Source organism: Pedobacter jamesrossensis (genome assembly GCF_042650905.1).
GTDB lineage: Bacteria > Bacteroidota > Bacteroidia > Sphingobacteriales > Sphingobacteriaceae > Pedobacter > Pedobacter jamesrossensis.
This window is the reverse complement of record NZ_JBHSBY010000126.1, coordinates 24,652-45,600: the sequence shown is the minus strand read 5'-3', so window position 1 is coordinate 45,600 and position 20,949 is coordinate 24,652. Positions and strand designations below refer to the sequence as shown.

Here is a 20,949-nt window from a genome sequence, read left to right as displayed (position 1 = left end):
CAGTCACCCACGACACCCTTGTCTTTAGCTAACACTTCCTACTGCAAAGCGTGTTCGGGATTTGCACCCTATAGTCGATTGCCATGCCCGGCGCACCATAAAAAACACCTTATTCGAGTTGATCGAATAAGGTGTTTTTTGTTATATCTACTTCAAATATTATAATCTTATCACCCAGAGCGTAGCTTAATTGAAAGCTTTAGATATGCCCTTCGACTTCGCCCGGGATAACCTTTGAGTTTCAAGAGTTGTGATGTACTGCAATCATCTTGTCAACCAGAGTGTAGTCGAAGGAAATTATAACAATCCTTGCGAGGCCTGGGTATGAGCGAGCCGAAGCAATCTATTTTTACAACACCATCAGCTATAGTAAAAAGCAAAAAATTGACCATTTAAGAAATATAAGACCATTTAAGCTTAGATTTCCTTAGCTGCCTCTATATGGTTAATATGTTTGTCATCTTCAGGAGAGTTGAAGGACGATTGTTGTAGCCCTAACCCCCAATGTCATTAACTTAGGGAGAATATAAAAAATATTGTCATCTTGAGGGTCAATTTATTTCATAAAAATCAATATGAATTACGTTTAAATTCTGCAATTTGTAATTCCCCTCTTTTAGAGGGGTGTCCGCAGGACGGGGTGTTTTATTGTCCTGGCCGGACAGGCTCTTTTCTTTTGGCAACAAAAGAAACAAAATTACCGGTGAAAATTTTTGTATTGAAGTCAGTAGTTTGGCTTGGACAGTACATCCCCAAAAATTTGTTAGGCCGGATTTGAGTAGAACGGAGAGAGGTTACTAAGGCTTAGCTGGATGGAAAATAATAATCACTCAAAAACACTGATTATCATGTGATTAGCAAATAACGTCAATGGTAGCATCACGTAACGCCAATAGCAGCATGACCGCACACTATACGTCATTCCCGTGAAAACGGGAACCCTAAAGCGATAGAAAAGAAAACCAAGAAAACTCCTGCTTAGCCCACTGAGGATTAATTATTTAACCATTTAAGCTTAGATTTTCTTAGGTGCCTTAGATGGTTTAAAACATCAGTTTATATAACGTCTGGTAGCCCCAACGCACATCCTTGCCTCGGCTCGCCGCCACCGAGAGGCTCTTTCTTTTGTGCAAACAAAAAAAACAAAAATTGCCGCCTGCGCCCAGCTCTGTTAAAGTATGAGGTTGGCAAAAATTCTACTACCCGAACTGGACAAGGGCGGTGTTTAGCCAACGGAAGAACAGTGCTGATAACCCTAGTTCATATAGCATCTTTTATAATGAACTTTTGTTCTTTTCTGCTTCAAAAACAGGTAGTTACGGAATAACGTCATTGATAGCGGAGTCGAAGACTTTTTATACAATCGACTTACTCAGTGCGCCAATCTCTAAAATCAATTTGGCTAGCTTATTTCAAAAAAGAATCTTGGATAAATCCTCCTAGATTTTTTATCAACAGGTTTTACCCAAAAAATAAATAACAAATACCAATTGCTGTACATACGCCAACTAAATCTGCCAATAGCATTGAACCAATCGCATATCTTGTGTTTTTGATCTGTACAGAGCCAAAATAAACAGCAACAACGTAAAATGTAGTATCAGAAGCACCTTGAAATACGCCTGATAATTTACTTGCGAAAGAATCCGGACCATAAGTTTCCATTGTACTCACCATCATTCCTCTGGCAGCACCACCACTTAATGGCCTTATAAGCGCCGTTGGTAAGCCTTCAACAAATCTTGTATCCGTTCCGAGATAGATGAATACACTTTTAATTCCGTTAATAACAACATCAAAGGTGCCACTCGTACGAAGCAGGCTAATGGCCACCAACATACCAACTAGGTAAGGAATGATATTAATTGCCGTTTTAAAGCCGTCTTTTGCACCATCGATAAAAGCATCAAAAACATCTATTTTTTTGTATAAAGCACCAAGAACAATTACTAAAAAGATGAATAAGATTAATCCGTTGCTTAATAACCCCGAAAAAGATTGAATGCCGTTTGCATCTAATGACCTAATGTATAGTACTAGGCTTGCAATTATTACTGATAATCCTAAAATCCAGCCGATTACAACTGGCTGCAATAAGTTAATTTTTTGTTTAAAGGAAACAATTAGCATAGCAGCCATGGTTCCAACAAAAGTTACAATCAGGCAAGGGATGAAAACATCTGTTGGATTAGAGGCATTTTGAGAAGCACGTATTGCAATTACACTAACTGGTATTAAACTTAATCCGGCAGCATGTAAACATAAAAACATGATTTGTGCATTTGAAGCCGTGTCTTTACTTGGATTAAGTTCTTGCAAACTTTCCATGGCTTTTAAACCAAAAGGCGTTGCTGCATTATCTAAGCCCAATAAATTAGCGGAGAAGTTCATAATCATGTGCCCCATCGATGGATGACCTTTCGGGATATCAGGAAATAATTTTGAAAAGAATGGACCAACAATACGCGATAACAAACGGATTCCGCCAGCTTTTTCAGCAATGCTCATTAAGCCCATAAATAAAGCTAAAATTCCAATAAGTTTAAGGCAAAGTTCTACGGAAACCCAACAAGTTTGGATAATACCATCTAATTTTAGGGGATTGGCTGCATCATCGGCTTTACCAATCACCATCCAGTTAAAAATATCTGTTTGTCCGAAAAAGAAGCATTTTATGCTTGCTACAACAATAGCTACAATAATAAATGCTGACCAAATTCTGCTTAATGCCATTTGTGTTGTTTAGTTTTTAGTTGATGGGTTGAAAGTACCAAAATATTGAATAAAAAAATCGCTTGTTTAAAAGAAAAGCAAGATAACATTTCAGCTACCTTGCTTTTTTATATTAATGATTTAGATACTAACTAAGGTTTATCATCAGTAAGTTCAAAACCCCATGTTTTTCCTTTTTCAGTTGCAGGAATCCCGCTGGTCATCCAGGCTGGCGCTTTTGCGCCTTTTAAGTAATAATCAAAAAATTGTTGCTCACGAATTTGAATATCTTTACGGTTTTGGCGTTGAACTAAGTTGTGCGCTTCACCATTGTAGTTTAACATCCAAACTGGCTTACCTAAACGGCGTAAACCGGTAAACATTTCAATTCCCTGATACCAAGGCACTGCTCCATCTGCATCGTTTGCCATAACTACAACTGGTGTATTTACTTTTGGAAACATGAATAAAGGAGAGTTTTCTGTATATAATTCTGGTTTTTCCCAAAGGGTAGCACCGATGCGGCTTTGCGTTTTTTCATATTGGAACTGGCGGTTCATACCACTTTCCCAACGAATACCGCCATAAGCAGATGTCATATTTACTACTGGTGCACCAGCCCAGGCTGCTGCATACATATTATTTTGGGTAATTAAATAAGCGACTTGATAACCACCCCAACTTTGTCCTTGAATACCGATTTTACTTCCATCAACCCAGCTGTTTTTCTTTAAGCTTTCTACGCCCGAATTAATAAATTCTACAGCAGATTGACCTGGATGGCCAGTTGTATATGAAATATCCGGAGCAAAAACTAAGTAACCATTACTCACGAAGAAAGAAATATTTAATCTTGATGGAGTAGGAGCCGGAGCCTGATAAGCATATAAACCATCAGAAAGTTTTTCGTAGAAATAAACAATCATAGGATATTTCTTGGCAGGGTCAAAATTTTCTGGTTTATATAAAATACCTTCAGATTGATAACCTTTTGGTGTAGTCCATTTAACCAATTCTGCAGTTCCCCAATTGTAATTGGCTTGTTGTGGATTAGTGCTCGTTAACTTGGTTTCAGCTTTGAAATCTGTAGTTACGTAAACATCTGGCGAAGCCACATAATTTCCTTTATCGAAAATGTACACATCTTCATCTTTTGCTTTTAATAGATTTGAATATTTGGATTTACTCATCACAACTAAATCAGGATTTTTAACCGTACCCACGTTTTTGCGATAAAATCCATTTTCTTTAGTTAAATTATTAAAACCGTCTAACCATACTAATTCATTTGCTTTAACAAATTTGGTATCTGCGCCACGTTCAAAACGGTTGTCTTGTTGTGTTCTATGGTAACGAAGTGTTATTTTGTTGTCTCTGCCAAAGTTGTTGGTGATATTTTTAGCAGGTGTTTTTCCATCAGGAGAAAAAGACCAGATATCATATCTATCGTTAATTAAAACTGCCTTATCATCTTCAGTCCACGTTGCAATTCCGTAAGATTTTGGTGTATCTGGCACATCATTTTCCTCATCCGCAAATTTAACATTCATGCCGCTATTTAACTGAACAACTTTCCCGGTTGCAACATTGTAGGTAAACCAGTTTGAAGTGTTTTCATCAAAATAGATTACATAATTACCACGCGGAGATGCAAAGGCATTTCCATTAAGTTTTTCTATAATTTTTTTACGCTGACCAGTTTTTGTATCAACCAAATAATAGTCTTTTAATGTGGAACCACTCCATTGAGATTCAATTCTGCGGCCAAAATCTGTAGATGCTAAAACGAAATTGGCATCGCCATCACTTACCATAGTTGCATCAGGTAGAGATAGATTTGTTAGCGGAACAACTTTCGGATCGCTACTGTAAACATCTATTACAGAAAGAAAACTTCTTTTGCTATCTCTATCTGCATTTTTAAGCTGCATGGGTTGCAAGTAATCGTCCTTGTAATTCCAAACATCAACTTTTGCAACTTCAAAATCTACGATTGTTGTGTCTTTAGCTTTTTTAACTGGCGCAATTCCGAAGAATAGTTTTTTGCCATCTTTACTAAAAGCAACTCTTCCATCGCCACTTACCGACCATTTTGCAGGTAAGCCTGGCATATCGTAATCTACAATGATTTGTGCTGTATCTAACGTTAGCGAATTGTAATAAACGTTGTAATTTTTAATTTCCTGCTTCTCCGGACTTTGCTCACCTACAAAGGCTACATGTTCGCTTTCTTCATCAAAAGTAAAGCCTTTAAAGCTGCCTTTACCATTTATTAAGGTTTTAAGTGTGCCTTTTTCGGTATTTAAAAGGAAAACACCTTGTGGAGCCGCTTTATCTTTTTTAGAACCACTACAAGCAAAAACCAATTGTTTACCATCTTTACTAAAAGCATAATCGGTAACGTATTTATAGGTTTTATCAACGTTTGTTAAAAGGTTTTTAACGATTAAATCAGTTCCTTCCTCTTTTTTAGGACCTCCTGCAGCTGGTTCATCATCAGCAAAATCAGGTTCATCATCTTTTTTAGGTACGGCGCTTGTTGTTTTTTTGGCGGTATCTAATTTGTCTAACTGGTAAGCCAAATAGCCAAAACCATTTTCAGGCATTTTGAACGATTTTACTCTTGCAACTTTGGTTACTGCGTTAGAAGTTAAGTTGGCAATACCTAAAGTATCTTTCGGCATAGCATCAGGTTTGGTTTTTTTAATTTTTGCCTGACGTAAATCTTTGTATAATGGTTTTATTAGAAAAGCAGCGAATTTAGAATCGTTGCTAAACTGACCTAATGATGCACGCGGAATAGTTAATTTAGTATTAGTTTTTAGATTAGTGATATACAATGTTGCATCACCTTCTTGTTGTAAAACACTATACAAAGCCAATTGGCCATTATTGGATAATTGTTTTGTACCTATCGATTCCCAGGTATCATAAACTTTATGATCTAAAGGTTTTTTTTGCGCATAGGCAAAGCTGACAACGAAAAACAGAACAATTGTTAGTCTTTTTTGCATTTTAGGAATAAGTTAATTTGTTGGTTGAGATTTAGTTCATAAAAATTGCAAATTTTTATGTTAATATAAAGGATGTATGGCAAATATTACAAATAATGATGGTTTTTGTTTCATAAAAGCCCTAGATCTATCTAGTTTTAATCTGTTTAGTCAGCCGTAATTTCGACGGGGGGTGAATAATCTTTGTAAACAGAAATTAAAACGGGTTTAAAGATTTCTCCGTTTCGCTATGATCCATTTGAAAAGACGAAGGGAAGATGAAGCAACCTTCAGTAATACTAATTCGTGTAGATAAATTTCAAATAAGTCGCAAAAAAAGCCTCGATTTGCTTTTCACAAAATCGAGGCTTTAAAATATTTTTAGCTAATTACTTTTTAGCTTGTTGCTGCTGACGCATGTAATCATCTAAACGCTGTTGGAATTTAGATTTTTTCTTTTTCTCGTCCGCTGGTCTAGCTTTGTTCTGTTGAATTAAAGCATGAATTTTATCATCATCAACCATTTTACGGATTAAGAACTGCTGTCCGAAAGTCATTAAGTTGGCTAAGAAATAGTAGTAGTTTAATCCCGCAGGGTAGCTATTTAAAACACCTAAGAAAATTACTGGCATAATGTAACCAATGTATTTCATTTGGCCAGTAGCGCCAGAAACCTGGTTGTTAAAATAAGTCATAATCAATGTAGAGATGGTCATCAATACACACATTAAACTTAAGTGGTCGCCAATAAAAGGAATTTTTACACCAAAACGAATAAACTCATCATAAGTAGATAAATCTTTCATCCAAAGGAAACTTTCTTGCCTTAATTCGAATAAATTCGGGAAGAAGAAGAAGAAAGCCATAACTAACGGCAATTGTAAAAGCATGGGTAAACAACCTCCGAGCGGATTTACGCCTGCCTTTTTATAGAGTTTTAAATATTCCTGTTGAACTAATGTAGGATTATCTTCGCCAACCTTCGCTTTAATCTCATCCATTTCGGGCTTTAAAACCCTCATTTTAGCCATTGATAAGTACGACTTGTAAGTTAACGGAGATAAAGCAAGTTTTAATAGAATGGTAAGAGCAAAAATAATTAAGCCATAATTCCATCCAAATCCATTTAAGAAATTAAATACTGGTAATACGATGAAACGGTTAACATATTTTAAGGGCCAGTAACCCATATCAACTTGTTGTTCCAGGTCATATCCTTGAGCTTTTAGAGCTGAGAATTTGTTTGTACCGAAATAGAATTCCATTTCGTAAGCTTGGTTTGCAAGATGCGTGTATGGTAACTGCATATTTGCACTGTAGAATTTAATCTGACCTGGCGTTGTTGGAATTTTAACTTCTAAACTTCCTTTTTCAAAACCTTGTTTAGCAATTAACGAAGCAGAGAAAAAGTGCTGTTTAAATGAAACCCATTGAATTTTTCCTTTAGCTAACTCTTCTTTTTCGTCTTTAGAAACACTTAAATGATCTACGTCTCCATTTAAATACTTGTAATAAGGCGCAGAATAACGGTGCTCACTTTCAATAGATTTTTCTTGTTGTAATAATGTAGCATCCCAGTTTAAATTAATTGAATTACCGGTAATAACCTGCTGTAAACCAACTAAATTAACATTAAAAGCCACTTTATTGCTGTCTGGCTTTAAAGTATAAGCAAATTCTACGTAAGCATTTGCGCCGTAATTAGCACGCATGGTTACATTGTTGCCATTTTTAACTGGCGTAAAGTACAAATCATTTGTGTTGATTGCTTTTCCTGCCGCATTAAGGTTTAAACCGAATTTGTTATCGTTGCCACTAAATAAAATTAATGGTTTACCATCAAACGTTTTTTGACCTTTAACTTGTACCGAAACAATTTTACCTCCCTTGTTACTTAAAGTAATTAACAAGTTTTGGTTTTCTATAATTGTATTCGATTCTGTTCCTGCCAAAGCAGTACCAAAAGGACCTTTAAACGCTAATGAATCTACTGCAGGAGTTGTAGTAGTTGCAGTATTTTTTACAGTATCTTTTAAAGTTGTTGCAGTAACACCTGCTTTTTTAAGCGAATCTATTTTCTCAGTTTCTTTGGCTTTTTTTAGTTCTGCTTCACTTGGTTTGAAGAAGTAGAATGATCCTGCCAAAATGATCATAATCAGGAATAATCCTGTAAAGGTATTTCTATCCATTATTTATTTTTATGCTGCAGTTAATTTGTTTTCTTTTTAGCATACTCCATTGCAGCGGCCACAAATTTAACAAAAAGTGGGTGAGGATTTGCTACTGTTGATTTTAATTCAGGGTGAAATTGTCCGCCCACGAAAAATGGATGGTTTTTTAACTCTACAATCTCTACAAGACCCGATTCAGGATTAATTCCCGATGCAATCATTCCTGCTTCTTCGTATTGTTTTAAGTAATCGTTGTTAAATTCGTAACGATGACGGTGACGCTCGTTAATGTGTTGTTTGCCATAAATAGCGAATGCCTTTGTACCTTTCTTAATATCGCAAGGATAAGAACCCAAACGCATTGTACCGCCTTTATTGGTTATTTTTTTCTGCTCTTCCATCATGTTAATAACAGGATTTTCAGCATTTTCTTCAATTTCTACAGTATGTGCACCTTTTAAGCCTAAAACATTACGTCCGTACTCAATAACAGCACATTGCATACCTAAGCAAATACCGAAGAAAGGAATATTATTTTCGCGAACGAATTTAATGGTATCGATTTTACCTTCAATACCGCGACTGCCAAAACCTGGTGCAACTAAAACACCTTGTAAATGACCTAATTTTTCTTTTACGTTATCAGGGAAAATACCTTCAGAGTGAATATATTCTACCTTAACCTTACACTCATTTTTAGAACCAGCATGTACAAAAGATTCTATAATTGATTTATAAGCATCAGGCAATTCTACATATTTACCAACCAAACCAATTTTAACCTCGGCAGTTGGGTTTTTTAAACGACCAAGAAAATCTTTCCAGCTTTCCATATCCGGATCATTTTTAGTCGGTAACTTTAATTTTGCTAAAACCGTTTTATCTAATTGTTCTTTTAACATCAGTAACGGTACATCATAAATTGTAGATGCATCCATCGATTCGACTACTGCATTGATGTTAACGTTACAAAACAAAGCGATTTTTTTTCTCAAGTCCATCCCTAAGTGATGTTCTGTTCTACAAACCAGGATGTCTGGCTGAATACCATATTCTAATAAAGCCTTAACCGAGTGTTGCGTAGGTTTCGTTTTCAACTCGCCAGCAGCAGCTAAATAAGGAACTAAAGTTAAGTGAATTACAATGGCGTTAGAACTTCCTTCTTCCCATTTAAACTGACGAACTGCCTCGATAAAAGGTAAAGATTCGATATCACCAACTGTACCACCAAGCTCTGTAATTACGATATCATAATCGCCACTGTCGCCAAGAATACGCATATTGCGTTTAATTTCATCGGTAATATGAGGTACAACCTGAACAGTTTTGCCTAAATACTCACCTTTACGCTCTTTGCTGATTACGTTTTGGTAAATACGACCTGTTGTAATGTTATTTGCCTGAGAAGTTGGAACGTTTAGGAAACGCTCATAATGACCAAGATCTAAATCGGTTTCAGCACCATCTTCTGTAACAAAACACTCACCGTGCTCGTATGGATTTAAAGTTCCCGGATCGATATTTATGTACGGATCGAATTTTTGAATGGTTACACGATAACCTCGTGCCTGTAAAAGTTTAGCTAAAGATGCGGAAATGATGCCCTTACCTAAAGAGGAAGTAACACCGCCCGTAACAAAAATATACTTAGTCATGATTGTGAATTTATGCAACAAAGGCAAAAAATGTTGCTTTTTGTACGGGGTACAAAGGTAGTAAAATTACTCGTTCATGTAGAAATAAAACTTGGTAATTTTAAAAATGATAAAGCAATGTGATTTAGAGAATTAGGGAAATGCTTAGTTGTTTTCTGTTTTTTTGTGAAGCAAAGTCAGAAGCATTTGTTAATGTTAGCCCCGTTTTTCGCTAAATCTTTTTAGCAGAAAAAGCTAAAAAGTATATCGCTGCAACCGGGTTTAATTAACTTAGAAACTGTTTAAATTTCAACTCCAATTACTTTATAGAACTTGGAGAGATATTTCATGGCAATAGCCAAGGTGCGTGTCCCCACCAATGCTATTAACTTATGCACAAACCTTGTCATTCTGAGGGTTAATTTATTTCATAAAATAAATATAAATAACGTTTTAAGGCAATCGTCATTGCGAGGTACGAAGCAATCTTATTCGAAAGATAATTGAAATAAGATTGCTTCAGCTCACACAAACCCTGCTTCGCAATGACTACAAACAAAAAACGTCAATGGTAGCGTAGTCGAAGACCTTTTTAATAGTCGAATACAAAAATATCTTTCCTTCGACTACGCTCAGGATGACAATATTTTTATATTCTCCTTAAGTTAATAGCATTGGTGTCCCCACTCCATAGCCAAGGTGCGTGTCCCCACGCACCTTTATAAAATCTATAAATCATTTTTCAACTTTTCTTAATATTGCTAGAATATTCCAATTTTATAGGGTTTATAGAAAGAAAGATGCTGTAATTTTAACAACAATTGTAATATATTTTTACTTTCTGCTCTTTTTCACTCCATGCAATGTAGATGTTGTTTTCTTTGCCTAAACGGTATTTGAAGCCATTTAAACCAGATTTTTTTAGTTCTTCGTAAAGTGCTTTATCTGGTGTGTAATTATCAGCTTTATCGTTGGGCATTACAGCAGGCTCTAAGAAATTATCATCACTAAAGAAATCGTTGGCTATTGTTTTCAGAAAAATTATTTGGTCTTTTTGTTTAGATAAATCAATGTTTGGGTCGGTATTGCCTACAAGTTCGGTACCTTTTAATTTGGCATTGTAAATTTCTTTTCCTTTTGCATTTTTAATTGTGAAATTTAACACCATATCTTCTGGTTTTCTGCCAGTTAATTCAATTTTAAAAGTGTCTAACGTTTTTAAATCAGAGAATGACTTACCAATGCTCGAATTCACATTTTTAAATTCTAATGATTCAGCTTCTTTTTTATTGCCTGATTGACAAGCAGAAAGCGTGATAATCGAAATCAGGAATAAGAAGTAATTTTTTTTCATTAGATAGAATTTAATTTTTGGTATATGTTAAATCTTTTCTAAAATAACATTAAAATAGAAATGATGAAAAATAAGTTTGCCACAGATTAACAGATTTTATTAAAAACAGAATATAATAATCTGCGAATCTGTGGCTATATTTTAATTCTACTCAGATTTTAGCGCTTTTAGCAACTTGTTTAGTTTTTTAAGGTCTTCGGGTGTATCAATAGCAACAGTTTCCAAATCGGTAACTTTTGTTTGGATATAATAGCCATTTTCAATCCAGCGAAGCTGTTCTAAACTTTCAGCGATTTCTAAAGAAGAGGGCGGAAGTTTGGTAATTTCTTTTAATGATTCTGTACGGTAGCCGTAAATGCCAATATGTTTGTAAAACTGATGTTTCTCAGCCCAAACGCCAGGTTCTCCATTTCTAATAAATGGAATTGGGCTTCGGCTAAAATACATTGCTCTGCCGTTAATATCAATTACAACCTTTGGGCTGTTAGGGTTATAAATACTTTCCTGGCTTTCAATAGATTTTATTAAAGTTGCCAATTGTACTTTTTCTTCAGTAAAACAGCTGGTTAATAAATCAATTTGAGCAGGCTCTATAAAAGGTTCATCACCCTGAATATTAATTACAATTTCAAAACCAGGTAACTGTTCTATAACTTCAGCACATCTATCTGTACCGCTTTGGTGGCTTGATGAGGTAATTACGTATTCGCCACCAAATCTTTTAACTTCTTCAACAATTCGCTCATCATCGGTAGCAATTACTACTTTTGATAAACTTTCTGCCTTCGAGGCTTGCTCGTAAACCCTTTGTATCATGCTTTTACCAGCTATATCTACTAAAGGTTTACCCGGAAAGCGGGTTGAAGCAAAGCGAGCTGGTATAATGCCTAAAACCTCAACCCCTAAAGAGGCTTTTTCCTTTCCAATGTTCATATATGCTTTATATTTGAATTCTTAGGTTTGTGTTTTTAAGCTAATTTGTTATGATAACGAAATTAAAAATCTGATTTTAATTAAAGTCACTGCTATTTCCACCTTGCCCGTAGCTCCCCCTTTAGGGGGTTGGGGGGAACAACCCATTAATTTCAGCTTCTATAGATTGTATAACTATTCCTAAATCTTCAGGATTATTAGTAAAATCTAATTTGTCCTTATCTAAAATTAACAATTTACCCAAATTATAATCTTTAATCCAGGCCTCGTATTTCTCATTTAATTTAGATAAATAATCAATTCGAATACCAGCTTCGTACTCACGTCCACGGCGTTGAATATTATTTACCAATGTTGGAACCGATGCACGTAAATAAACCAACAAATCTGGTGGTTTAATAAAAGAGGTAATATTGTCGAAAATCGCACGATAATTATCATGGTCGCGAGTGGTCATTAAAGCCATGTCATGTAAGTTTTCGGCGAAAATATGTGCATCTTCGTAAATCGTTCTGTCTTGAATAACATTACGTTTATTTACTTCAATATCAGTTATTTGTTGGAAACGACTGTTTAAAAAGTAAATCTGGAGGTTAAAACTCCAGCGTTTCATATCGCTGTAAAAATCTTCGAGATAAGGGTTGTTATCCACAGCTTCGTATAAAGCTTCCCACCCATAATTTTTTGCTAATAAACCTGTTAAAGTCGTTTTACCAGCGCCTATATTTCCTACGATTGCTATGTGCATTTTTTCCTATTTTAAAATTAAGGTTGAGGCTAAGTCTAAGGTAAGTTTCTCAATCTAAACCTTAACCTTGCTAAATTAAAAACTTTTAAACCCGATTAAACTACGTACTTCTCTAATTGTTTTTTGTGCGCTTTCGCGCGCTTTTAGGGCGCCATGTCTAGCAACTTGCCTCAAGTAAGCATCATCTTTTGCAATATCCTGAATGCGCTCACGCATTGGCGTTGTTGCAATAATCATATCCTCAGCCAATTGTTTCTTAAAATCGCCATAACGGATTTGCATTTTATTGTATAAATCATCAAAATGCTGATGGGTATCTGCACTCGAAACGACTTTCATTAAATCGAAAAGATTTTGAATAGCTTCTGGTTTAGCCTGATTTTCTTCCGTCGGACCGCCATCGCTTACAGCTCTCATTACTTTTTTACGAATCGTTTCCGGATCATCAGAAAGATAAACAGCATTAGCTTCGCCTTCCGATTTTCCCATTTTACCTTTTCCATCTAAACCAGGTACTTTTACCAGTTTTTCTGTAAAACTAAAAGCGTAAGGCTCAGGGAAATATTCTGTATTGTATAATCTGTTAAAACGATTTCCAAAAGTACGAGCCATTTCTAAATGTTGTTCCTGGTCTTTTCCAACCGGAACTTTAGTAGCCTTGTGTATTAAAATATCTGCAGCCATTAAAACAGGATACGTTAACAAACCAGCATTCACGTTATCTGGGTTTGCACGAACTTTGTCTTTAAAAGAAGTGCTACGCTCTAATTCGCCCATATATGCATTCATATTTAAGTATAAATACAATTCCGCAATTTCAGGCACATCACTTTGTATGTAAATTGTGCTGTTTTCAGGGTCAATTCCACTTGCTAAATATTCAACCAAAACATGTTTAATATTTCCGTGTAAATCGGCAGGAGTAGGGTGCGTTGTTAAAGAATGTAAATCGGCAATAAAAAAGTAGCAATTGTAATCATTTTGCATTTGCACAAAGTTTTTTACTGCACCGTAGTAATTACCTAAATGTAATTTTCCTGTAGAGCGAATCCCGCTCACCACTGTTTCTTTCATAATGGCACGAAATTAAAAATAAAATGGCATCAAACTATAGTATAGATTCAATTTATATTTTAAGATTTTTTTGAAGAGCAATTACAAAAATCTTCGGTTGCATTAACCCGTTATGCAAATTTACATTGATTACACTAAGCGTAGCTCATTAAATAGTCTTCAACCCACTCAAACAATTTACTAAATATAAAGAGTAATTCATTTTTCAAATTTACAGTTTGTTACACGGAGCGTAATCGAAGTGCGTACAATAGTCTTCAAATCCATTCAGACTAACATTATTTATAATTTTTAAACTTTAATTCGCAAAAACTAAACGTTAATATGTAGCTATTCCATCTATAGTTAAAGCGTATCATCGTTGTAGATGAAGCGTAGATGCGTCATAGATAAAGGCATATTAAGGCATAAGTTATGTTAGCATAGTAATTTATATTAGACCCATTAATGCTATCATCTTCAGCAAAAAGTTATTTCATAAAATCAATATTCAATTTTTACTGGAACAATGACTTTTCAAAATATTAACTTATAGTTGGATTAAAACCAGCAATGTCAGCATGACCTATCACATAGTACGATAACACTAACCAGAGATAAATAATTTTCGAAATAGATATTATCTGTAAAGAAATATCGCATTAATTTATATTTTTGGCAGTTATGACCAATTTTTTTAGGCAAATACATCGCGTTTGGTATCTCTTTTGGATACTGTTTTTCTTTGCACTATTTTATCCGGTCTATTTTCTTTGCTCTCGGAACCCGAGATATTATGGCATATTAAACTTTTTCCGAAAGGCGAATAGTTTTCTTTGTAGTTTATTTGCAGGTGTAATTTTTGCCTTTAAATTCGAAGAAGCTTTAAATAATAAGCAAACCTATATTTACTGTGCCAACCATACTTCTAATTTAGATATTATGATATTTTGTATCCTTGCAAAAGGTCGATATCATTTTATGGGAAAAGATGAGTTGCTAAATAACCCAGTCTTAGGCATATTTTTTAAAACCATCGATATCTCTGTAAATCGCGATAGTAAAATATCTGCTTTTAGAGCTTTTAAAAAAGCAGGCGAGAATTTAGAAAAAGGAATGAGTTTAATAATTTTTCCCGAAGGTAAAATTGACGACCATTACCCTCCAAAACTTGGCGAGTTTAAAAATGGTCCATTTCGCCTGGCTATTGATAAAAACATTCCATTAGTACCTGTAAGTATTACTAATGTTTGGAAAATTAATTGGGATGATGGTGCAAAACATGGAAGTAAGCCCGGAATTTGCGATATTTACATCCACAAACCGATTAGCACATCGCAGTTAACAGATGCCGATACCGATGGATTGAAAGAAAAGGTTTTTAATTTGATTGAAAGTAAACTAGTATAATATGAATTTAGACGCAAAGACCATTTATAAAATAGCCGACTTGGCAAGAATTCATATTGATGAAAAAGAAGTAGATACACTTATTCCGGAAATGAATAAGATTTTATCCTTTATGGAAAAGTTAAATGAGTTAGATACTTCTTCTGTTAAGCCACTGGTTTATATGAATGAAGCTACAAACGTTTGGCGTGAGGATGTGGTTAAACAAGAAATTTCTACTGCAGATGGTTTAAAAAATGCGGCAAAACACACCGAACAATTTTTCATGGTTCCAAAAATTATAGAAAAATAATTTAGATAAATCATCGAGAAATTAGATTTCCTCATGTGTTACAATTGATAATTTTTAAATTGCTTGTAACATCTTAACCATTACCCTTGTCTAAAAAATAAAAACTATGTCGCAACCACTCATCACCATTAAAGAAATTGGGCGTAAATACGTTATCGGTTCAGAGGTAATTCACGCTTTAAAATCAGTTAGTTTAGATATTAATAAAGGTGAATTTGTAGCGTTAATGGGCCCTTCTGGTTCTGGTAAGTCTACATTGATGAATATTTTAGGTTGTTTAGATACCCCATCCAGCGGAACTTACATATTAAACGGAACGGATGTTAGCCACATGACGGATGATGCCCTGGCCGAAGTTCGTAATCAGGAAATTGGTTTCGTTTTTCAAACATTTAACCTTTTACCACGCTCAACTTCTTTAGATAATGTTGCGCTGCCATTAATTTACGCTGGTAACAGTAAAAAAGATAGAGATGCACGAGCTGCCAAAGCTTTAGAAAATGTTGGTCTAGGAAATCGTATGGATCATAAACCTAACGAACTTTCTGGTGGTCAACGCCAACGCGTTGCAGTTGCCAGAGCATTAATAAACGATCCATCTATTATTCTTGCCGATGAGCCAACAGGTAACTTAGATACCAAAACATCAATCGAAATTATGGGCTTGCTCGAAGAAATTCATAGTAAAGGAAATACAATTATTTTGGTAACACACGAGGAAGATATTGCCCAACATGCTCACCGAATTGTACGTATGCGTGATGGTTTAATAGAAAACGATTACTTTAATACAGATATTAAAAATGTTTCGCCACGTTTGCAGGCTTTAAAAGATAGCGGAAGCGACTGGGAAAAAATAAATTAATAACCTCTAAATCCCCTTTAGGGGATTTGGGATAAACGAAACTAATTCCCCCTTTAGGGGGCTAGGGGGTATGAAAATCTACACTAAAACAGGCGATAAGGGTCAAACATCGCTAATTGGTGGAACCCGGGTTGCAAAATATCACTTACGTATTGAGGCTTACGGAACCGTTGATGAATTAAATTCGTACATCGGTTTAATTATGTGTCAGGATATCGATTCGCATCATCAGCAATTATTAAAAGAAATTCAGGATAGGTTATTTACGGTTGGCGCTTCTTTGGCAGCCGACCCTGAAAAATCTAAAATGAAGATTCCTGATTTGCATGATGCAGACATTACTTTGCTTGAAAAAGAAATGGATGATATGAATGAAGTTTTACCTGCGTTAAAGCATTTTGTTTTACCTGGTGGGAATACTGTGGTTTCTTACTGCCATATTGCCCGTTGTGTTTGTAGAAGAGCTGAACGATTAACGGTAGCACTTGCAGAAAATAGCTTTGTAGATGAGCGAGTAACAGTTTACTTGAATCGTTTGAGCGATTATTTATTTGTTTTGGCACGAAAACTGAACATGGATTTCGGAGCAGAAGAAAACATTTGGATACCTCGAATTTAATGGTGGAAAAATAAGTTTGTTTTGCTCAAAAATTTTAATATACTTTGCGCATTATTAAGAATAAGAATTTAATTGAATTGAAGATATGTATTGGACACTAGAATTAGCTTCCCACCTGGAAGACGCACCATGGCCTGCAACAAAAGATGAGTTAATCGATTACGGTATCCGTTCTGGAGCACCTGTAGAAGTTATTGAAAATTTACAGGCGTTAGAAGACGACGGAGAGCCTTATGAAACCATAGAGGAAATTTGGCCAGATTATCCAACCAAAGAAGATTTCTTCTTTAATGAGGATGAATACTAACAAAACCTTAAAAGCTCCTAATGAAAATTAGGAGCTTTTGTTTTATCTGATTTTTTGAAATTATTTGATGTAAAACTTAATCTTTAAAAATATTTACATTTTTTAAACAAAACTTTATCCAGTGTGTTAATACATCAACATTACTTAAAAAATTAACACTATGGGAAATTTATTGTATTTAGTAGCAGTGGTATTAGTTATACTATGGGTTATAGGATTTGTATTTCACGGTTTTGGAGATGTGGGCGGAATTATCCACGTTTTACTTGTAATAGCCGTTATAGCAATATTACTTAAGATTATTGGCAGAGCATCCTAAAAATTTAAAATGAGGCTGTCTCAGAATTAATTTAGAAGATTTTTTAGCAGAATAATATGTTTGAGTTCGTCATTCCCGTGAAAACGGGAATCTTAATGCAACGGAAGGATCAAAAATGAGTACTTATTAAAGCATTAAGATACTCAGTTAAGCTGAGTATAACGACAACGCCAAATTTAATTCTTTTAAGATTTCTGAATGAGTTATTCTTAGACAGTCTCATTTTTGTTGAGTAGCATTTCTGCCAACTCTAAATCGATAGGGTAGGTTATCTTAATGTTATTACGTTCGCCGTCGATAATATTTATTTTTTCTCCCAAAGCCTCTACTACACTCGCGTCATCTGTAAAGCTTGCTTCGAAAGGTTGTTTGTAGGCAGCTTTTAAAATCGCAATGTTAAAAATTTGTGGCGTTTGAACTAAGTAAACTTCATTTCGCTTAATAGCTAATGTTTGTCCTTCTTTTGAAAGCCTTACGCTATCGCTAGATTGTACAGCAACAATTACATTGCCTATCTCTATAGCTTTTTTGTAGCTATTATCTATTAGCTGCTTAGATATTAATGGCCTAACAGCATCATGTATTGCCACAAAACTATCTTCATCAATTGTATCAATAGCATTCTGAACAGAATGAAATCTTTCTGAGCCACCTGCAATTATTTGATGCGGTACATTAAAATTAAACTCATTACAAAGGCGCTTCCAATAATTGTGTTGGTCTTGATGTAAAACAACTAATATTTTTGGCTGGGTATCGCTATGTGCAAAAGCTTTTATTGTGTGCATTAAAACCGGAAGGTTATTAAGCAATAGAAATTGTTTTGGGGTTTCAGTCTGCATCCGATTTCCCGAACCTCCTGCTACAATTACAGCGTAGTATTTCATCATCAAAAGTATCAAGTATTTAGTATCAAGTAGCAAGTAAAAGAACTCAGTCTTTATACTTGATACTTAATACTTGAATCTATCCTAGATAATTAGCATGGCATCGCCATAGCTGTAGAATTTATATTTTTCTTTTACTGCAACTTCGTAAGCGTTCATTACGTTTTCGTAACCACCGAAAGCACTAACCATCATTAATAAAGTAGATTCTGGTGTGTGAAAATTGGTAATCATTGAATTTGCAATGCTAAATTCGTAAGGGGGGAAGATAAACTTACTTGTCCAGTCGTTAGCGGCCTTTAAAGTTCTGTTTGCAGAAACTGCAGATTCTATAGAACGCATTGAAGTTGTGCCAACAGCGCAGATTCTTCTTTTTTCTTCTAAAGCTTTATTTACAATATTTGCATCTTTTTGCTCAATTATAAATTGCTCAGAATCCATTTTATGTTTAGTTAAATCTTCAACTTCAACAGTTCTGAAAGTGCCTAAACCTACATGCAGAGTAACTTCTGCAAATTCTACACCTTTAAGTTCAAGGCGTTTCATTAACTCGCGACTAAAGTGTAAACCTGCAGTTGGAGCTGCTACGGCACCTTCGTGTTTAGCGAAAATTGTTTGGTAACGTTCTTTATCTTCAGCAGTGGCTTTACGTTTAATATATTTAGGAAGTGGAGTTTCACCTAAAATTTCAACGTTTTTTCTAAATTCTTCGTCAGTTCCTTCAAATAAGAAACGAATAGTACGCCCACGTGAAGTCGTGTTATCTACAACTTCGGCAACTAATAAATCGTCATCTCCGAAATATAATTTATTACCAACACGAATTTTACGGGCTGGATCTACTAAAACGTCCCATAAACGTAATTCTTTATTTAATTCACGAAGCAAGAAAACCTCGATAGTAGCACCTGTTTTCTCTTTATTGCCGTACAAACGTGCAGGAAAAACTTTAGTGTTATTTAATATCATAACGTCTTTGTCATCGAAATAACCTAAAACGTCTTTAAAAATTTTATGTTCAATTTTACCGCTGTCTTTGTGTAAAACCATCAAACGTGCTTCATCGCGTTGTTCAGATGGATTGTTGGCAATTAATGACTCTGGTAAGTTGAATTTGAATTGTGATAATTTCATTCTTGATGAATTTTTTGAGGTGCAAAAATACGAATTTAATTTTTCTTTTTCGTATTTTATCAAACGCAATTTTAGTATATTATGTTTTAATACTTTTTAATGTCAAAATAACATCTTTTATCGATATAAAATTAATTAGTTTTGAATATGAACTGTAACCTTTTTCACCTCTTTGCATCTAACCATTAATTATGATAGTTTTCAGGCTTATAGGCGAGAGTTTTCGTTTTGCATTTGATGCATTACGCCAAAATAAATTACGTACAATGTTATCTCTTCTGGCGATAACCATTGGTATTTTTGTAATCATTTTTGTGTTTTCTGGTGTAGATACCTTTCGCGGTAAATTACAATCGAGTGTAGATAAATTAGGTTCTAACACAATTTATGTTCAAAAATGGCCTTGGAGTTTTGGCGATAACTATCCTTGGTGGAAGTATGCAAATCGTCCGCAACCATCGCTACGCGATTTCGAATCCTTAAAGCAACGTATGCAGAATGCTGATGGTATTACTTTTGAGATTTCCACCAGCAATAGAACAATAAAATATAGGAGTGGCTCAGTTGAAGGGATCACAATATCTGCTGCTTCTCAGGATTTCGATAAGACATGGAATTTTGAATTGCAACCAGGGCGAAGTCGTTATTTTACAGAAACTGAAAGCAATAATGGAACGCCTGTTTGTTTAATTGGTTCTGAAATTGCCGAAGGATTATTTGGAAGCGATGATCCGATTGGTAAACAAGTGCAGATTTTAGGTAGAAGAGTTACGGTTATAGGTGTTTTTGTTAAGGAAGGCGAAGATATGCTTGGTACATCGCTCGATAAAAGTGTAAATATTCCTATAAATTTTGCAAAAGGAATTTTAGATATCCAGAATGAACGATATAATCCTCAAATTACAGTTAGAGGTTCTGATAATGTTTCTTTAGAAGAAGTAGAGAGCGAACTTTTGGGGGTAATGAGGTCTATTCATCGTTTAAGACCAAACCAAGAAGATGATTTTGCATTAAATAAAACTACTATACTTTCGAACCAACTAAATAAAATGTTCGATGTAGTGAATTTAGCTGGTTGGGTTATTGGTGGCTTCTCGATTTTAGTTGGTGGTTTTAGCATCGCTAATATTATGTTTGTATCTGTAAAAGAACGAACTAATATTATTGGTATTCAAAAATCATTAGGTGCAAAAAGATACTTTATTCTATTGCAATTCATATTCGAAGCCATTTCTCTTTGTATTTTGGGCGGTTTATTCGGGTTGTTGCTCGTTTATTTGCTCGCATTAGCAATTGGTGCAATAACCGATTTTCACATTATTCTGGGTGTAAATAATATCGTTTTAGGTATTGGTATATCTGTAATAATTGGAACCATTTCAGGTTTTTGGCCAGCGTATTCAGCATCAAGATTAGATCCTGTTGAAGCGATTAGATCGTAATTCGGAAAAATATTTTAGGTTTAATAAAAAATCCCTTGCTGAAATTAATTTCTACAAGGGATTTTTTGTTTTCGGT

17 protein-coding genes are annotated in these 20,949 nt (G+C 34.9%); 7 read left to right on the top strand and 10 right to left on the bottom strand.

Translation table 11 applies throughout. From position 1 onward, the window contains the following. Nucleotides 1-1,461 precede the first annotated feature (1,461 nt). From ACFOUY_RS13755 to trpS, 8 genes are all read right to left on the bottom strand, one after another. Nucleotides 1,462-2,733, bottom strand: a complete 1,272-nt coding sequence (locus ACFOUY_RS13755) for a nucleoside recognition domain-containing protein (protein ID WP_378961402.1) — start codon at nucleotides 2,731-2,733, stop codon at nucleotides 1,462-1,464. 131 nt (nucleotides 2,734-2,864) lie between these two features. Further along, complete coding sequence (locus ACFOUY_RS13750; protein WP_378961400.1) at nucleotides 2,865-5,726, bottom strand: S9 family peptidase; 2,862 nt, start codon at nucleotides 5,724-5,726, stop codon at nucleotides 2,865-2,867. A 368-nt stretch (nucleotides 5,727-6,094) separates the two neighbouring features. Further along, entirely contained in the window at nucleotides 6,095-7,894 is a 1,800-nt protein-coding gene (yidC, locus tag ACFOUY_RS13745) for a membrane protein insertase YidC (protein WP_378961399.1), read from the bottom strand. Nucleotides 7,895-7,914: 20 nt separating this feature from the next. After that, a complete protein-coding gene (locus ACFOUY_RS13740) occupies nucleotides 7,915-9,531 on the bottom strand; it encodes a CTP synthase (RefSeq protein ID WP_378961398.1) in 1,617 nt (538 codons plus the stop codon). Nucleotides 9,532-10,321: 790 nt separating this feature from the next. Then, complete coding sequence (locus ACFOUY_RS13735; protein ID WP_378961397.1) at nucleotides 10,322-10,864, bottom strand: hypothetical protein; 543 nt, start codon at nucleotides 10,862-10,864, stop codon at nucleotides 10,322-10,324. A gap of 147 nt (nucleotides 10,865-11,011) precedes the next feature. Next, nucleotides 11,012-11,797 (bottom strand): 3-deoxy-manno-octulosonate cytidylyltransferase, encoded by a 786-nt coding sequence (gene kdsB, locus ACFOUY_RS13730; RefSeq protein ID WP_378961396.1) that lies wholly within the window; start codon nucleotides 11,795-11,797, stop codon nucleotides 11,012-11,014. 121 nt (nucleotides 11,798-11,918) lie between these two features. Next, complete coding sequence (locus tag ACFOUY_RS13725) at nucleotides 11,919-12,545, bottom strand: deoxynucleoside kinase (RefSeq protein ID WP_378961395.1); 627 nt, start codon at nucleotides 12,543-12,545, stop codon at nucleotides 11,919-11,921. A 75-nt stretch (nucleotides 12,546-12,620) separates the two neighbouring features. After that, nucleotides 12,621-13,619 carry a tryptophan--tRNA ligase gene (gene trpS, locus ACFOUY_RS13720; protein ID WP_378961394.1) on the bottom strand — a complete coding sequence of 333 codons (999 nt, stop codon included), beginning with the start codon at nucleotides 13,617-13,619 and terminating at the stop codon, nucleotides 12,621-12,623. 663 nt (nucleotides 13,620-14,282) lie between these two features. Between trpS and ACFOUY_RS13715 the strand changes: the two genes are divergently transcribed. The 6 genes from ACFOUY_RS13715 to ACFOUY_RS13690 all read left to right on the top strand — a co-directional run bounded on the left by ACFOUY_RS13715 (nucleotide 14,283) and on the right by ACFOUY_RS13690 (nucleotide 17,410). Continuing rightward, a complete protein-coding gene (locus ACFOUY_RS13715) occupies nucleotides 14,283-15,008 on the top strand; it encodes a lysophospholipid acyltransferase family protein (RefSeq protein WP_378961393.1) in 726 nt (241 codons plus the stop codon). Nucleotide 15,009: 1 nt separating this feature from the next. Then, nucleotides 15,010-15,300, top strand: coding sequence for an Asp-tRNA(Asn)/Glu-tRNA(Gln) amidotransferase subunit GatC (gene gatC / locus ACFOUY_RS13710; RefSeq protein ID WP_378961392.1), 291 nt, complete (start codon nucleotides 15,010-15,012; stop codon nucleotides 15,298-15,300). Nucleotides 15,301-15,406: 106 nt separating this feature from the next. Then, a complete protein-coding gene (locus ACFOUY_RS13705) occupies nucleotides 15,407-16,165 on the top strand; it encodes an ABC transporter ATP-binding protein (protein ID WP_378961391.1) in 759 nt (252 codons plus the stop codon). Between the two features lie 70 nt (nucleotides 16,166-16,235). Next, nucleotides 16,236-16,784: a cob(I)yrinic acid a,c-diamide adenosyltransferase gene (locus tag ACFOUY_RS13700; RefSeq protein WP_378961390.1), complete on the top strand. Its 549-nt coding sequence runs from the start codon at nucleotides 16,236-16,238 to the stop codon at nucleotides 16,782-16,784. A gap of 85 nt (nucleotides 16,785-16,869) precedes the next feature. Beyond that, on the top strand, nucleotides 16,870-17,091 hold the full coding sequence (locus ACFOUY_RS13695) for a DUF2795 domain-containing protein (protein WP_010603503.1): 222 nt from the start codon (nucleotides 16,870-16,872) through the stop codon (nucleotides 17,089-17,091). A gap of 160 nt (nucleotides 17,092-17,251) precedes the next feature. Further along, nucleotides 17,252-17,410 (top strand): lmo0937 family membrane protein, encoded by a 159-nt coding sequence (locus ACFOUY_RS13690; protein ID WP_378961389.1) that lies wholly within the window; start codon nucleotides 17,252-17,254, stop codon nucleotides 17,408-17,410. Between the two features lie 209 nt (nucleotides 17,411-17,619). On the opposite strand, the gene ACFOUY_RS13685 is transcribed toward ACFOUY_RS13690, so the two are convergent. Further along, nucleotides 17,620-18,300 (bottom strand): 2-C-methyl-D-erythritol 4-phosphate cytidylyltransferase, encoded by a 681-nt coding sequence (locus tag ACFOUY_RS13685; protein ID WP_378961388.1) that lies wholly within the window; start codon nucleotides 18,298-18,300, stop codon nucleotides 17,620-17,622. 81 nt (nucleotides 18,301-18,381) lie between these two features. Then, a complete protein-coding gene (queA, locus tag ACFOUY_RS13680) occupies nucleotides 18,382-19,431 on the bottom strand; it encodes a tRNA preQ1(34) S-adenosylmethionine ribosyltransferase-isomerase QueA (RefSeq protein ID WP_378961387.1) in 1,050 nt (349 codons plus the stop codon). 191 nt (nucleotides 19,432-19,622) lie between these two features. Between queA and ACFOUY_RS13675 the strand changes: the two genes are divergently transcribed. Further along, complete coding sequence (locus ACFOUY_RS13675; protein WP_378961386.1) at nucleotides 19,623-20,873, top strand: ABC transporter permease; 1,251 nt, start codon at nucleotides 19,623-19,625, stop codon at nucleotides 20,871-20,873. Nucleotides 20,874-20,949: the final 76 nt, after the last annotated feature.

Bases quoted from the DNA above. Each gene is read 5' to 3' on its own strand.
- ACFOUY_RS13755 (WP_378961402.1), bottom strand. From the start codon at position 2,733: ATGGCATTAAGCAGAATTTGGTCAGCATTTATTATTGTAGCTATTGTT.
- ACFOUY_RS13750 (WP_378961400.1), bottom strand. From the start codon at position 5,726: ATGCAAAAAAGACTAACAATTGTTCTGTTTTTCGTTGTCAGCTTTGCC.
- yidC (WP_378961399.1), bottom strand. From the start codon at position 7,894: ATGGATAGAAATACCTTTACAGGATTATTCCTGATTATGATCATTTTG.
- ACFOUY_RS13740 (WP_378961398.1), bottom strand. From the start codon at position 9,531: ATGACTAAGTATATTTTTGTTACGGGCGGTGTTACTTCCTCTTTAGGT.
- ACFOUY_RS13735 (WP_378961397.1), bottom strand. From the start codon at position 10,864: ATGAAAAAAAATTACTTCTTATTCCTGATTTCGATTATCACGCTTTCT.
- kdsB (WP_378961396.1), bottom strand. From the start codon at position 11,797: ATGAACATTGGAAAGGAAAAAGCCTCTTTAGGGGTTGAGGTTTTAGGC.
- ACFOUY_RS13725 (WP_378961395.1), bottom strand. From the start codon at position 12,545: ATGCACATAGCAATCGTAGGAAATATAGGCGCTGGTAAAACGACTTTA.
- trpS (WP_378961394.1), bottom strand. From the start codon at position 13,619: ATGAAAGAAACAGTGGTGAGCGGGATTCGCTCTACAGGAAAATTACAT.
- ACFOUY_RS13715 (WP_378961393.1), top strand. From the start codon at position 14,283: ATGACCAATTTTTTTAGGCAAATACATCGCGTTTGGTATCTCTTTTGG.
- gatC (WP_378961392.1), top strand. From the start codon at position 15,010: ATGAATTTAGACGCAAAGACCATTTATAAAATAGCCGACTTGGCAAGA.
- ACFOUY_RS13705 (WP_378961391.1), top strand. From the start codon at position 15,407: ATGTCGCAACCACTCATCACCATTAAAGAAATTGGGCGTAAATACGTT.
- ACFOUY_RS13700 (WP_378961390.1), top strand. From the start codon at position 16,236: ATGAAAATCTACACTAAAACAGGCGATAAGGGTCAAACATCGCTAATT.
- ACFOUY_RS13695 (WP_010603503.1), top strand. From the start codon at position 16,870: ATGTATTGGACACTAGAATTAGCTTCCCACCTGGAAGACGCACCATGG.
- ACFOUY_RS13690 (WP_378961389.1), top strand. From the start codon at position 17,252: ATGGGAAATTTATTGTATTTAGTAGCAGTGGTATTAGTTATACTATGG.
- ACFOUY_RS13685 (WP_378961388.1), bottom strand. From the start codon at position 18,300: ATGATGAAATACTACGCTGTAATTGTAGCAGGAGGTTCGGGAAATCGG.
- queA (WP_378961387.1), bottom strand. From the start codon at position 19,431: ATGAAATTATCACAATTCAAATTCAACTTACCAGAGTCATTAATTGCC.
- ACFOUY_RS13675 (WP_378961386.1), top strand. From the start codon at position 19,623: ATGATAGTTTTCAGGCTTATAGGCGAGAGTTTTCGTTTTGCATTTGAT.